Annotated in this window: 13 protein-coding genes; 10 read left to right on the top strand and 3 right to left on the bottom strand. The window is 74.2% G+C overall.

Annotation, left to right across the window (positions count from 1 at the left end; all coding sequences use genetic code 11):
- Positions 1–2 precede the first annotated feature (2 nt).
- Genes cobI through cobC form a run of 9 tightly spaced genes read left to right on the top strand, consistent with a single transcriptional unit; the run spans position 3 to position 8643 of the window.
- Positions 3–833 (top strand): precorrin-2 C(20)-methyltransferase, encoded by an 831-nt coding sequence (cobI, locus tag Mth01_RS00540; protein ID WP_239088901.1) that lies wholly within the window; start codon positions 3–5, stop codon positions 831–833.
- Complete coding sequence (gene cobM, locus Mth01_RS00545; protein ID WP_204009636.1) at positions 830–1702, top strand: precorrin-4 C(11)-methyltransferase; 873 nt, start codon at positions 830–832, stop codon at positions 1700–1702. Before cobI ends, cobM begins: the two co-directional genes overlap by 4 nt.
- Positions 1699–2838 (top strand): cobalt-precorrin-5B (C(1))-methyltransferase, encoded by a 1140-nt coding sequence (locus tag Mth01_RS00550; RefSeq protein ID WP_239088903.1) that lies wholly within the window; start codon positions 1699–1701, stop codon positions 2836–2838. Before cobM ends, Mth01_RS00550 begins: the two co-directional genes overlap by 4 nt.
- A complete protein-coding gene (gene cbiE / locus Mth01_RS00555) occupies positions 2835–4046 on the top strand; it encodes a precorrin-6y C5,15-methyltransferase (decarboxylating) subunit CbiE (RefSeq protein ID WP_204009638.1) in 1212 nt (403 codons plus the stop codon). The genes Mth01_RS00550 and cbiE overlap by 4 nt, the downstream gene beginning before the upstream one ends.
- Positions 4043–5761 (top strand): precorrin-3B C(17)-methyltransferase, encoded by a 1719-nt coding sequence (gene cobJ / locus Mth01_RS00560; RefSeq protein WP_204009640.1) that lies wholly within the window; start codon positions 4043–4045, stop codon positions 5759–5761. The genes cbiE and cobJ overlap by 4 nt, the downstream gene beginning before the upstream one ends.
- Positions 5749–6042 (top strand): 4Fe-4S binding protein, encoded by a 294-nt coding sequence (locus tag Mth01_RS00565; protein WP_204009642.1) that lies wholly within the window; start codon positions 5749–5751, stop codon positions 6040–6042. Before cobJ ends, Mth01_RS00565 begins: the two co-directional genes overlap by 13 nt.
- Positions 6039–6635, top strand: a complete 597-nt coding sequence (locus tag Mth01_RS00570) for a precorrin-8X methylmutase (protein WP_204009644.1) — start codon at positions 6039–6041, stop codon at positions 6633–6635. Before Mth01_RS00565 ends, Mth01_RS00570 begins: the two co-directional genes overlap by 4 nt.
- The gene (locus Mth01_RS00575; protein ID WP_239088906.1) at positions 6632–7555 is read left to right on the top strand and encodes a sirohydrochlorin chelatase; all 924 of its coding nucleotides are present in this window, start codon (positions 6632–6634) and stop codon (positions 7553–7555) included. The genes Mth01_RS00570 and Mth01_RS00575 overlap by 4 nt, the downstream gene beginning before the upstream one ends.
- A gap of 8 nt (positions 7556–7563) precedes the next feature.
- Complete coding sequence (cobC, locus tag Mth01_RS00580) at positions 7564–8643, top strand: Rv2231c family pyridoxal phosphate-dependent protein CobC (protein WP_275408868.1); 1080 nt, start codon at positions 7564–7566, stop codon at positions 8641–8643.
- On the opposite strand, the gene Mth01_RS00585 is transcribed toward cobC, so the two are convergent.
- The 3 genes from Mth01_RS00585 to Mth01_RS00595 form a co-directional block, all read right to left on the bottom strand.
- Positions 8631–9515, bottom strand: coding sequence for a VOC family protein (locus Mth01_RS00585; RefSeq protein ID WP_204009647.1), 885 nt, complete (start codon positions 9513–9515; stop codon positions 8631–8633). The two genes, cobC and Mth01_RS00585, sit on opposite strands and share 13 nt — an antisense overlap.
- A gap of 35 nt (positions 9516–9550) precedes the next feature.
- Positions 9551–10717: a 3-hydroxy-9,10-secoandrosta-1,3,5(10)-triene-9,17-dione monooxygenase oxygenase subunit gene (gene hsaA / locus Mth01_RS00590; RefSeq protein WP_204009648.1), complete on the bottom strand. Its 1167-nt coding sequence runs from the start codon at positions 10715–10717 to the stop codon at positions 9551–9553.
- 215 nt (positions 10718–10932) lie between these two features.
- The gene (locus tag Mth01_RS00595; RefSeq protein ID WP_204009650.1) at positions 10933–12111 is read right to left on the bottom strand and encodes an acyl-CoA dehydrogenase family protein; all 1179 of its coding nucleotides are present in this window, start codon (positions 12109–12111) and stop codon (positions 10933–10935) included.
- A 196-nt stretch (positions 12112–12307) separates the two neighbouring features.
- Between Mth01_RS00595 and Mth01_RS00600 the strand changes: the two genes are divergently transcribed.
- A complete protein-coding gene (locus Mth01_RS00600) occupies positions 12308–12676 on the top strand; it encodes an SgcJ/EcaC family oxidoreductase (protein ID WP_204009652.1) in 369 nt (122 codons plus the stop codon).
- Positions 12677–12722: the final 46 nt, after the last annotated feature.

The following is a 12722-nucleotide window of genomic DNA, read 5'->3' on the forward strand; positions in this document are numbered from 1 at the left end:
CGGTGGTCGGGGGCCCGGTGGTCGGGGGCCCGGTGGTCGGGGGCCCGGTGGTCGGGGGCCCGGTGGTCGGGGGCCCGGTGGTCGGGGGCCCGGTGCTGATCGGCGTGGGCGTCGGCCCCGGCGATCCCGACCTGGTGACGGTGAAGGCGGTGCGGGTGCTGCGTACGGCCGACGTCGTGATGGTCCCCGTAAAGGAGGGCGAGGAGGGCCGCGCCGAACGCGTGGTCCGCGCGCACCTTGCCGAAGGTTCAGGAGGCCCCGGAGGTTCAGGGGACAGGGTGCGGCGGCTCGTGTTCGCGCTCACCGAGGAGGCCCGGCGCGACGCGGCCTGGGACGCGGCCGGGGCCGCCACCGCCGAGGCCTTCGCGAACGGCGCCCGCACGGTGGCGTTCGCGACCATCGGCGACCCCAACGTCTACAGCACGTTCACCTACCTCGCCGAGACGGTCCGGGAGCTGGTGCCCGGGCTGCGCGTCGAGACCGTGCCCGGGATCACCGCCATGCAGGCGCTGGCGGCGACGAGCGGCACGGTCCTCGTCGAGGGCCGTGAGTCGCTCGCCCTCATGCCGCTGACCGCGGGGGTCGAGCCGCTGCGCCACGCCCTCGACACCCACGACACGGTCGTCGCCTACAAGGGAGGACGCATGCTGCCCGAGGTGCTCGCCGCGGTCGGTGACGCCGGGCGGCTCGCCGACGCCGTCTACGGCGCCGCGCTCGGCCTGCCGGACGAGGAGGTGCGGCCCGCCGCCGGTCTCGACCCCTCGGCGGCCGGGCCGTACCTGTCCTCGCTGCTGGTGACCCGCCGCAGGACGGGACGGGGAGGCAGGCTGTGACCGGCGAACGGGAGCACAGCCCGGCTGTGACCGGCGAACGGGAGGACGGCCCGGCTGTGACGGGCGAGGTGGTCTTCGTTGGGGCGGGGCCCGGCGCCGCCGACCTGCTCACGCTGCGCGGGGCGGCCGCCATCGGCCGGGCCGACGTGGTCGTGTGGGCCTCCAGCCTCGTGCATCCCGGCGTGCTGGACCACGCCCGCCCCGGCGCCCGCGTCGTCGACTCGGCGGCGGTGCCGCTGGAGGACGTCGTCGCGCTGTACGAGGAGGCCGCCAGGGACGGGCTGCGGGTGGCCCGGGTGCACTCCGGCGACCCCGCCCTGTGGGGCGCGGTCCAGGAGCAGCTCGACCGGTGTGCCGCGCTGGGCCTGGCGACCGAGATCGTGCCCGGGGTGTCCAGCTTCACCGCGGTCGCCGCCGCCGTCCGGCGCGAGCTCACGATTCCCGAGGTCGCGCAGTCGGTGGTGCTCACCCGGCTGGAGGGCGGCAAGACGCCGATGCCGCCCGGGGAGACCGTCCGGGGGTTCGCCGCGCACGGCACGACGATGGCGCTGTTCCTGTCGGCGGCCCGTGCCGTACGGCTCCAGCAGGAGCTGCTGGCCGGCGGCTATCCGCCCGAGACGCCGTGCGTCGTGGGCCACCGGGTCACCTGGGAGGACGAGCTGGTCCTGCGCTGCCGGCTCGACGAGCTGGCGTCGACCATGCGGGCGAGCAGGCTGTGGAAGCAGACGCTGGTGCTCGTGGGGCCCGCCCTCGGCGCGTCCGGCACCCGCTCGCACCTCTACCATCCCGGGCACTTCCACGGGCACCGCCGGCCCGACCGCGCCGCCCGGCGGGCGCTGCGCGGCACGCCACGCGAAGGCGAGCGATGAGCGAGCTACCGGAGCTGCGCGAGCCGGACCTGCCGCGCACGATGCGGGTGCGCAAGCGGGCGCTGCGCACCGGATGGACCACGGGCACCTGCGGCGCGGCGGCGGCCAAGGCCGCGAGCATCGCGCTCACCTCGGGCCGGACCCCGGCGGACGTGGACACGCCGCTGCCGACGGGCGACCGGGTGACGCTGCCGGTCGAGTCGTACGAGATCCGCGCCGACCGGGCGATCGCCGTCGTCGTCAAGGACGCGGGCGACGACCCCGACGCCACCGACGGCGCGCACCTGACCGCGACCGTGTCCTGGCGGGACCGGACGGGCATCGAGCTGGACGGCGGCATCGGCGTCGGCGTGGTCACCAAGCCCGGCCTCGGGCTGGAGGTCGGCGGCCCGGCCATCAATCCGGTGCCGCGCGCGCAGATCACCCAGGCCGTCGCGGAGGTCGTCGATCTCGCCGAACGCGGCGTCCGCGTGGTCATCAGCGTGCCCGAGGGCGAGCGGATGGCCCGCAAGACCACCAACGCCCGGCTGGGAATCCTCGGCGGGATCTCGATCCTCGGCACCACCGGCGTCGTCCGCCCCTTCTCGACCGAGTCGTGGCGCTCGTCGGTGGTGCAGGCGATCAGTGTGATGGCCGCACAGGGCGAGCGGACGCTCGTGCTGTCCACCGGCGGCCGCACCGAGAACGCCGCGATGCGGCTGCGGCCGGACCTGCCCGAGGTGTGCTTCGTCGAGGTCGGCGACTTCACCGGGGCGGCGCTGCGCCGGGCCGTCGACGAGGGCCTGCGCGAGGTCCTGTTCGTCGGCATGGCCGGCAAGCTCACCAAGCTCGCGGCCGGCGTTCTCATGACGCACTACACCCGGTCGAAGATAGATCGTGGGTTGCTCGCGGGCATCACGCGGGAGGTCGGCGGCGACGCCGGGCTGGTCGAGGCCACGGCCGGCGCCAACACGGCCCGGCACGCGTACGAGCTGTGGGAGGCGGCCGGCCTGCTCGGACCGGCCGGGCGGGTGCTGTGCCGCCGCGTCAAAGGCGTGCTCGAGGCGTTCACCGACGGCGTGATCACCGCGTCGGTCGTGATGGTCGACCCCGACGGCCGGGCCGCCGTCGCATCGAGCGAAGCGGCCGCCCCATGACGGGGGCGCCCCCGGTGACCGTCATCGGCGTCGACGCCGACGGGCGGCCGCCGCTCCCGTGGGCGGCGCGGCGGCTCGCCGAGGCGACGCTGGTGGTGGGCGCCGCCCGGCACCTGGCCGCCGTGCCGGTCCCGCCGCATGCCGCCCGGCACGTGCTCGGCGACGTCGGCGCGGGCATCGCGGCCGTGCGCGAGCACGCCGGGCCGGCCGTCGTGCTGGCCTCCGGCGATCCCGGGTTCTTCGGGATCGTGCGCCTGCTGCGCGAGCGGGGCCTCGACGTCGAGGTCGCGCCGGCGGTGTCGTCGGTGGCCGCGGCGTTCGCGTCGATCGGGCTGAGCTGGGACGACGCGGACGTGGTCAGCGCGCACGGGCGGGAGTTGCGCCGGGCCGTGAACGCCTGCCGCGCCCTGCCCAAGGTGGCCGTGCTGACGGCGCCGGGCGCCGGGCCCGCCGAGATCGGCGCCGGATTGGCCACCGCGTCCGCGGGCGTTTCCCGGCGGATGGTCGTCGCCGAACTGCTGGGGACCTCCGAGGAGCGCGTCACCGAGTGCACGCCGGAGCAGGCGGCCACCCGGGAGTGGGCCGACCCCAACGTCGTGCTGGTGCTGGCCGCCGAGGTCGACGCGGCACGCGGGTGGTCCTGGCCCCGGCGGCGGGTGCCGTACCGGTGGGCACTGCCCGAGACGTCGTTCGAACACCGCGACGGCATGATCAGCAAGGCGGAGGTGCGTGCGCTCGCCCTCGCCCATCTGGGCCCCGGCGTCGGCGACCTGGTCTGGGACGTCGGCTGCGGCAGCGGTTCTGTCGCCGTCGAGTGCGCCAGGTTCGGCGCGGCAGTGATCGCCGCCGACCACGACGCGGACCAGTGCGCGCGGGCGGGCCGCAACGCGGCGGCGCACGGCGTGGAGATCTTCGTCGTCCGGGCGGCGGCCCCCGCGTGCCTGGCCGCCCTGCCCGACCCCGACGCCGTCTTCGTGGGCGGCGGCGGCCCGGAGACGGTCGCCGCCGCGGCCGGGCGCGGGGCGCGGTCGGTGGTGGTCGCGCTGGCCGCGCTCGACCGGGTCGCGGCCGCACGCGACGCGTTGCGCGCCGCGTCGTACGACGTCGGCGGGGTCGCGATCAACGCGGGCAGGTTCGCCGACCTTCCCGGCGGCGCCACCAGGCTGGCCGCCGTCAATCCCGTCTTCCTCGTGTGGGGGCATCGTTGACGACTTCTGACGCGACGACGACATTGGGCCTGGTCACCGCCACCAGGGCGGGCCGTACCGCCGCCGGGCGCCTGGCTGAGGCCACCGCGGAGCGGGACGTGCGCGTCTACGCGGTGGCGGATCTCGCCCAGGCGTGGCGCGAGTGCGATGAGATCGTCTGCTTCCTGGCGGTGGGCGCGACGGTACGGCTGCTCGCCCCGCTGCTGGGCGACAAGCGCACCGACCCCGGCGTGGTCTGCGTCGACGAGGCGAACCGGTTCGCGGTCGCCCTCGTGGGCGGGCACGCCGGAGGCGCCAACCGGCTCGCGCGCCGCGTCGCCGACGCGCTCGGCGCGACACCCGTGATCACCACCGCGACCGACGCGTCCGGCACCGGGCCACTCGACGAAATCGGCTGGCCGGTCGAGGGAGACGTGGCCGCCGTGACCCGCGCCATGCTCGACGGAGAGGAGGTCACGCTGGCGGCCGACGCCACCTGGCCGCTGCCGCCGCTGCCGGTCACCGTCGAAGCCGCCCCCGTCGAGGAGGTCGTTCCACCCGCTCCCCGGGTCGTCGTCAGCGATCGGATCGGCGCGGGGCGGTCGCGGCCGACGGTCGTGGTCCGCCCGCCGAGCCTCGTGATCGGCGTGGGCGCCAGCGGCGGCGCTCCGGCCGAGGAGATCCTCACGCTCGTCTCGCGCGCGCTCGGCGACGCCGGGCTCGCGCCGGGCTCGGTCGCCCGGCTCGCCACGGTCGACGTGAAGGCCGGCGAGCCGGGCATCGTCGAGGCGGCCCGCGCGCTCGGCGTGCCGCTCATCACCCATCCCGCCGACCGGCTCGCCCGGATCCACGTGCCGAACCCGAGCGAGGTCGTGCGGAACGCGGTCGGCACCCCCAGCGTCGCGGAGGCGGCGGCGCTCGCCGAGGCCGGTGCGGGCGGCGAACTGGTCGCGCCGAAACGCAAGTCGGCGATGGCGACGGTGGCCGTCGCCCGCCTGCGGCCCCGGGGCAGGCTGGCGATCGTCGGCCTCGGTCCCGGCGCCCGCGACCTGCTCACCCCGCGCGCGGTCGCCGAACTGCGCCGAAGCGGCCACGTCGTGGGGCTGGACCAGTACGTCGCGCAGATCCGGGACCTGCTGCGGCCCGGCACCCGAGTGATCGAGAGCGGGCTCGGCGCCGAGGAGGAGCGGGCGCGCACCGCCGTACGGCTGGCCCGCGAGGGGCACGCGGTCGCGCTGGTCGGCAGCGGCGACGCCGGTGTGTACGCGATGGCCGCCCCGGCGCTGGAGTTCGCGGACGGCACGTTCGACGTGGCCGGGGTGCCGGGGGTGACCGCCATGCTGGCCGGGGCCGCGCTGCTCGGCGCGCCGCTCGGCCACGACCACTGCGCGATCAGCCTGTCGGACCTGCACACGCCGTGGGAGGCGATCGAGCGGCGGGTGCGCGCCGCCGCCGAGGCCGACCTGGTCGTCGCTTTCTACAACCCCCGCTCGCGGGGGCGCGACCGGCACCTTTCCCGAGCGCTGGGCATCCTCGCCGAGCGGCGCTCCCCCGCCACGCCCGTCGGCGTGGTCACCGACGCCGCCCGTCCCGGGCAGACCGTCACGCTGTCCACGCTCGGCGGCTTCGACGTCGAACCGGTCGGCATGCGCAGCATCGTGATCGTCGGCTCGACGCACAGCCACGTCGTCGCCGGCCGCTTCGTCACTCCAAGGGGGTACTCATGGCAACGCTGACATCCGCCCATCCGCCGTACGCGGTCGCCGCCGCGCCGTTCGCGGTCACCGCCGCCTGTCAGGGCTGCGGCGCCTGTCTGCTCACCTGCCCCGAGCACGCGATCCGGCCGGGAGCGGACGACGGGACGCTGGTCGTGCTCGCTGACCGGTGCAGCGGGTGCGGCGAGTGCGTCGAGGTCTGCCCCGTCGACGCCATCACCGAGACGGGAATCGAGGGGCGGACTCCGACGTGGACGCCGATGCGGACACCGACACCGACGCCGACGGAGGTGCCGCGATGAGGGTGGTGCATCCCATCGAGACGCTGTCGTACGAAATCCTCCGCTCGCGGGTGGACACCGCGCACCTGCCGCCGCTGACCCGGGCGGTCGTCGAGCGGGTCATCCACTCCAGCGCCGACGTCGGCTACCTCGACGATCTGGTGGTGTCGGCCGAGGAGCATCTGCGCGCCGCCGCGGCCGCGCTGCGCGCGGGAGCTCCGGTCGTCACCGACGCGGAGATGGTCGCGGCGGGCATCACGTCCGTGACCCCGATCTGCCGGGTGCGCCATGTCGCCCCGCATGCCGCCGCGCACGCCGCCGGTCATGGCGGGCTGACCCGCAGCGCGGCCGCCATCCGGCTGGCGTACGACGAGGTCGGGCCGGGCGCGGTCTGGGCCGTCGGCAACGCGCCGACCGCGCTGGAGCAGCTGCTGCGCCTGGACGCCCGGCCCGCGCTCGTCGTCGGGCTGCCGGTCGGGTTCGTCGGCGCGGTCGAGTCCAAGCAGGCGCTCCGGGAGTCGGGGCTGCCCGCCGTCAGCAACGTCAGCGAGAAGGGCGGCTCGGCGGTCGCCGCCGCCGCCGTCAACGCACTGCTCTACGCGGAGGATTCTTGAACGGCCAGCGGAACGGTCTGAACAACAGCGCGCCGAACGGCCTGCTGATGGTGGGGCACGGCACCCGGGACACCGCCGGGGTACGCGATTTCCACCAGCTCGTCGAACTCGTGGCGCGGCGGGCGCCGGTGCCCGTCGCGGGCGGGTTCATCGAGCTGTCGCCGCCGCCGTTGAAGGACGCGGTCGCCGAACTGGTCGGCAACGGGCACGACCGGCTCGGCGTCGTCCCGCTCGTCCTGGCCGCGGCCGGTCACGCCAAGGGCGACATCCCGGCCGCGCTCCATCGGGAGGTCGCCCGCCATCCCCGGCTCGGCTACGCGTACGGCCGGCCGCTCGGGCCGCACCCCACCCTGCTCGACCTGCTGGACGAGCGGCTGGGCGCCGTACTGGACGTGGCCGAGCGGGCGGACACGACGGTGATCCTGGTCGGCCGGGGCTCGACCGACCCGGACGCCAACGCCGAGCACGCCAAGGTGGCCCGGCTGCTGTGGGAGGGCCGGGGCCTGGCCGGGGTGGAGCCCGCGTTCATCAGCCTCGCCGCCCCCGGCGTGCCCGCCGCGCTGGAACGGGCCCGCCTGCTCGGCGCGCGGCGCGTCGTCGTCCTGCCGTACTTCCTGTTCAACGGCGTGCTGCCCGCCCGTACGGCGGAGCAGGCGCGGGCCTGGGCCGCCGATCGTCCCGAGGTCGAGGTCCGCTGCGCCGGCGTCATCGGGCCGGTTGCCGGGCTCGCCGACCTGGTGCTCGAGCGGTTCCTGGAGGCCCGGAGCGGCGACATCAGGATGAACTGCGACACGTGCGTCTACCGGATCGCGATGCCGGGCCACGAACACCGCGTCGGCGCCGCCCAGCACCCGCACCACCACCCCGACGACCCGAACCATCACCCCGACGACCCGGCCCACGTGCACGCTCACGCATGATTGCACCCGTGAACGACCCCTTGAACGACCCCGTGAACGACTACGACCTGCGGCACCACGGCGACGCCGAGGTCGCGCCGGGCATGCTCGACTTCGCCGTCAACGTGCGCCTGGCCGCGCCGCCGGAGTGGCTGCGCGCCGTGCTCGTAGACGCGCTCGGCACGCTCGGCCGCTACCCGGACCCGGCCGCCGCGACCGCCGCGGTGGCCGCCCGGCACGGCCGGCCCGCCGAGGAGGTCCTGCCCGTCGCGGGCGCGGCCGAGGCGTTCGTGCTGCTCGCCCGGGCGCTGCGGCCACGCCGCGCGGTGTGCGTGCATCCGTCGTTCACCGAGCCCGAGGCGGCGCTGCGCACGGCCGGGCACGACGTCGAGCGGGTGGTGCTGCCGGAGCCGTACGGCCTTCGGCCCAACCTGATCCCCGCCGACGCCGACCTGGTCGTGCTCGGCAATCCGACCAACCCCACGGGTGTGCTGCACGATCCCGCCGATCTGGCGCGGCTGGCCCGGCCGGGCCGGATCCTCGTCGTGGACGAGGCGTTCATCGACACCGTCCCCGGCGAGCGCGGCAGCCTCGCGGGGCGGCGGGACCTCCCCGGCCTCGTCGTGCTCCGCAGCCTGACCAAGACGTGGGGGCTGGCCGGGCTGCGCGTGGGCTACCTGCTGGCGGAACCGGCGATGGTCCGCACGCTGGCGCGGGCGCAGCCGCTGTGGTCGGTGTCCAGCCCGGCGCTGGCCGCGCTGGTCGCCTGCTGCTCCCCCGCCGCGCTGGCCGAGGCCGAGCGGGCGGCGGTGCTGCTCGGCGAGCACCGCGCCCATCTGCTGGCCGGCCTGGCCGAACTGGCCGGCCTGGCCGGACTGGCCGAACGACGAATCGAGGTCGCCGCGCCGTCGTCGGCCTCGTTCGTGCTCGTCCGCCTGCCCGGCGGGCTGAAGGTCCGCGAGCGGCTGCGCGCGGCCGGGATCGCGGTCCGCCGGGCCGACACCTTCCCCGGTCTGGGCCCCGACCACCTGCGGATCGCCGTACGGCCGCAGGCCCAGACCGACGGACTGCTCACCGAGCTGCGCCGGGCCGCCGATCACGCGTTGTAGGCGTGACCCCAGTAGGCGTCCTCGGTGATCTCCTTGACCGACCAGGTGGCGTCGTCGACCCGGATCGCGCCGGTGCCGTACTCCACCTGGAACCCGCCGGGAGTGGCGGCGTAGAAGGAGACCATCTTGTCGTTGGTGTGCCGGCCCAGCGACTGCAGCACCGGGATCTTCCGCGCGTTGAACCGGTCCAGGCCGCGGCCCACGTCGTCGAGCTCCTCCATCTCCAGCATGAAGTGGAAGATCGCGGCGGGCATCGGAACCTCGCACAGCCCCAGGCTGTGGTGACGGGGGTTGCAGCCAAGAAAGCGCACCCAGTTCATCGCGCCTTCGGGGCCGCCGAACGTCGCCGCGGGGAACCGCATCGAGTCGCGGTGCCGGAAGCCGAGCACCTCGGTGTAGAAGGTGAAGGACGCCTCGATGTCGGACGCCGAGACGACCACGTGGCCGAGCCCCAGGTCGTCGGTGATGAACCGCTGGCCGTGCGTGGTGACCACGGGGCTGTGGTCCAGCACCGGGTTGTAGTAGATCTCCAGGTGGTTGCCGTTCGGGTCGTCCACGTGGGCCAGTTCCTCGACCCGGCGGTCCACGGCCTCCTCGGCCGTGCCGGGCGTGACTTCGTGGCCGGCGGCCTCGAGGCGCGCGACGACCTCGCGGAAGGCGGCCCGGTTGGGCGCCTCCCAGCCGGTCGCGAGCAGCCGGTCGGTCTCGCCGGGCAGGAACGTGAACCGGGAGGCGTGCTCGTCCATCCGCAGGTACAGCGCGTCCTCGCGCGGACCGGTGGTGGCGACCAGGCCGAGCACCTCGGTGGCGAAGGCGCGCCACTCGTCGAGCTTCGCGGTCTCGAACCGCAGGTAACCGAGAGAGTGAATCATGGCAGTTACTCCTGGTGGGGATCTCGGACAGGGCGTCAGATCATGTTGTCGGCGACCGGGAAGCCGAGAAGGCCCTTGCCGTACATGGTCAGCGCGCGCTCCGGGTCGTTGACGGCGTGGACCCGGCCCGCGTGCGCGTCCCGCCAGCCGCGCTGGATGGGGTTGCCGTGCGCGAGAGCGCGGCCGCCTGCGCTCTCGAACAGCATGTCGACGGCCTTGATGCACCGCTGGGTGGCGAGGACCTGGTCACGGCGGGTGCGCAGTCGCAGTTCGAACGGGAGCTCCTGCCCGGCCTCGGCGTGCCGCAGCAGCTCGCTGATGTTGCGCTCCATCAGCGCCCAGGCGGCGTCGATCTCACTCGACGCGGTGGCGATACGCACCTGGGCGTGCGGGTCCTCCGCCACCTTGTTCCCGTACGAGACGCTGATGCGCTGCTTGGTGTACTTCACGTACGCGTCCAGCGCGCCCTGGGCCATGCCGACGATCGGCGTGCTGATCGTGGTGCTGAACACGGCGGCGAACGGCAGCCGGTACAGCGCGGCGGTGTTGACCTCGTTGCCGGGGCAGTCGCACACGGAGGTGAGGGAGAAGCTCAGCGTGCGGTGCTCCGGCACGAAGGCGTCCTCGACCACGATGTCGTTGCTGCCGGTGCCGCTCAGGCCGATGACGTTCCACACGTCGTCGATCCGGTAGTCCGAGCGCGGCAGCAGGAAGGTCCGCATGTCGACCGGGGCGCCGTCCGGCCCGGTGATCAGGCCGCCGAGGAACACCCAGTCGGCGTGGTCGCAGCCGGAGGAGAAGCTCCAGCGCCCGCTGACCCGGAAGCCGCCCTCCACGGGCGTGATCTTGCCGGTGGGCGCGTAGGAGGACGAGATCCGCGCGTTGGGGGTCTCGCCCCAGACGTCCTCCTGCGCCTGGACCGGGAACAGCCCGAGCTGCCACGGGTGCACGCCGAGGACCGAGGCGATCCAGCCGGTGGACCCGCAGGCGGCGGCGATCTCCTTGACCGCCGTGTAGAACGTCACGGGGTCGGCCTCGAAGCCGCCGTAGCGCCTGGGCTGCAGCAGCCGGAAGAACCCGGCCTCGGCCAGCTCCTTCACGGTGGAGTCCGGGATCCGGCGGGCCTCCTCGGCCTCGGCGGCCCGCTCCCTGATCGCGGGAATGAGGCCGCGCACGGCCTCGAGGACCTCCTGCTCGGTCATGTTCGTTCGCTCCTCGCTGCTACGCCTCTAGGTCGTGTCCCTAGCGCACGGGTCGTCGTGAGCACGCTAGGCGAGATGTCCCGATTCGAAATAAGGGGTTTCCCGGTGAGCGGGAACCGGCCGCGTGGAAACCCGTCGGGCGCGGATGGCACGAAGGGCCGGCCCCACCTGGGGCCGGCCCTTCGATTCCGGGGTCCGATGTGCCGTGAGCCGGGTCAGCGGGCCTCGCGGGGCAGGCCCAGCACCCGCTCGGAGATGATGTTGCGCTGGATCTCGTTGGAGCCCGCGTAGATCGTGTCGGATCGGGTGAACAGATAGAGCCGCTGCCAGTCGTTCAGGTCGTACGGCCCGCCATCGGCGATCATGCCGGCCGCGCCGAGCACGTCCATCGCCAGCTCGCCCAGCTCCCGATGCCAGATGCCCCAGACGAGCTTGGAGATCGACGACTCGGGGCCCGGGGCCCCCGCCGCGATGCCCGCCATGGAACGGACCGCGTTCGACCGCATGGCCTCCAGCCCGATCCAGGACCGGACCAGCCGGTCGCGCAGCAGCGGGTCGTCGATCGCGCCGGTCCGGCGGGCGAGATCGATGACCCCCTCGAGCTCGCGGCGGAAGCCGACCTGCTGGCCGAGGGTGGCCACGCCGCGTTCGAACCCGAGGGTGGCCATGGCGATCTTCCAGCCGTCGCCGGGTGCGCCCACGATGTCGCCCGCGTCGGTGACCGCGTCGTCGAAGAAGACCTCGTTGAACTCGCTCGTGCCGGTCATCTGCACGATCGGGCGGATCTCCACCCCGTCCTGCCGCATCGGCACGAGCAGGTAGGACAGCCCGCGGTGACGGGCGGACCCGGGCTCGGTGCGGCACACCACGAAGCTCCAGTCGGCCTCGAGCGCGAGAGAGGTCCACACCTTCTGCCCGCTGATCCGCCATCGGTCGCCGTCGAGCTCGGCACGGGTCTGCACGTTGGCCAGGTCGGAGCCGGCGTTGGGCTCCGAGTAGCCCTGGCACCACAGCTCCTCGACCGCCACGATCGGCGGCAGGAAGCGTGCGCGCTGCTCGTCGGTGCCGAACGCGATGATCGTCGGGCCGAGCAGGTTCTCCCCGATATGGTTCACCCGTGCCGGCGCGTCGGCGAGGGCGTACTCTTCGTGGAAGATGACCTGCTGCTCGACGCTCGCGCCGCGCCCGCCATGCTCCTTGGGCCAGCCGACGCAGGTCCAGCCCGCGGCGGCCATGTGCCGCTCCCAGGCGAGCCGGATGTCGAACGCCTCGTGCTCACGGCCGGGGCCGCCCAGCCCGCGGGCGTGCGCGAACTCGCCCGAGAGGTTGTCCTCCAGCCAGGCGCGCACCTCGGCTCTGAACCCCTCGGCCCTGAACGTCTCGTCCTGATTCACAGGGTTTACTCTACCAAACGATTGTTAGAAACTATCAGGGCGTCCCACCCCCCGGGAGTCCTCCCGATGACCGGGACGTGCGATCCACCCCGCGTGGTCCGGCCCTAGCCTCGGCCTGATGGGCAGTCGTACTCGCACCGCGAGTGCATCCCATCGGCAGCGGGCCGACCCTGTGAAGACCAAGGAGGAACCCGACATGCCCACTCCCAAGGAAGCGCTCCAGGGTTACATCGACGCCTGGAACGCCGGTGACGCCGAGGCGATCATCGCGCTCTTCGCCGACGACGCCGTCATCGTCGACCCCTACGGCACGCCCCCGCACGAGGGCCGGGACGCGATCCGCGCGTTCTACGAGGGGGGCGTCAAGACCGGCGCCAAGCTCAGCCTGGACACCCCGATCCGGGGTTCGCACGGCGACCGCGCCGCGATGGCGTTCACCGTCGAACTCGCCTTGGAGGGCGCGGCCAGGCGCATCCGGGTGATCGACGTCATGACCTTCGACGAGCACGGCAAGATCTCCCGCATGGAGGCCCACTGGGGCCCCGACGACATGGAGCAGTCGTAGCCGCACGTCGCGAGCGAGCGAGCCGAAACCCCGACCGAGGAGACTG

Source organism: Sphaerimonospora thailandensis, from assembly GCF_016863115.1.
GTDB classification, from domain to species: domain Bacteria; phylum Actinomycetota; class Actinomycetes; order Streptosporangiales; family Streptosporangiaceae; genus Sphaerimonospora; species Sphaerimonospora cavernae.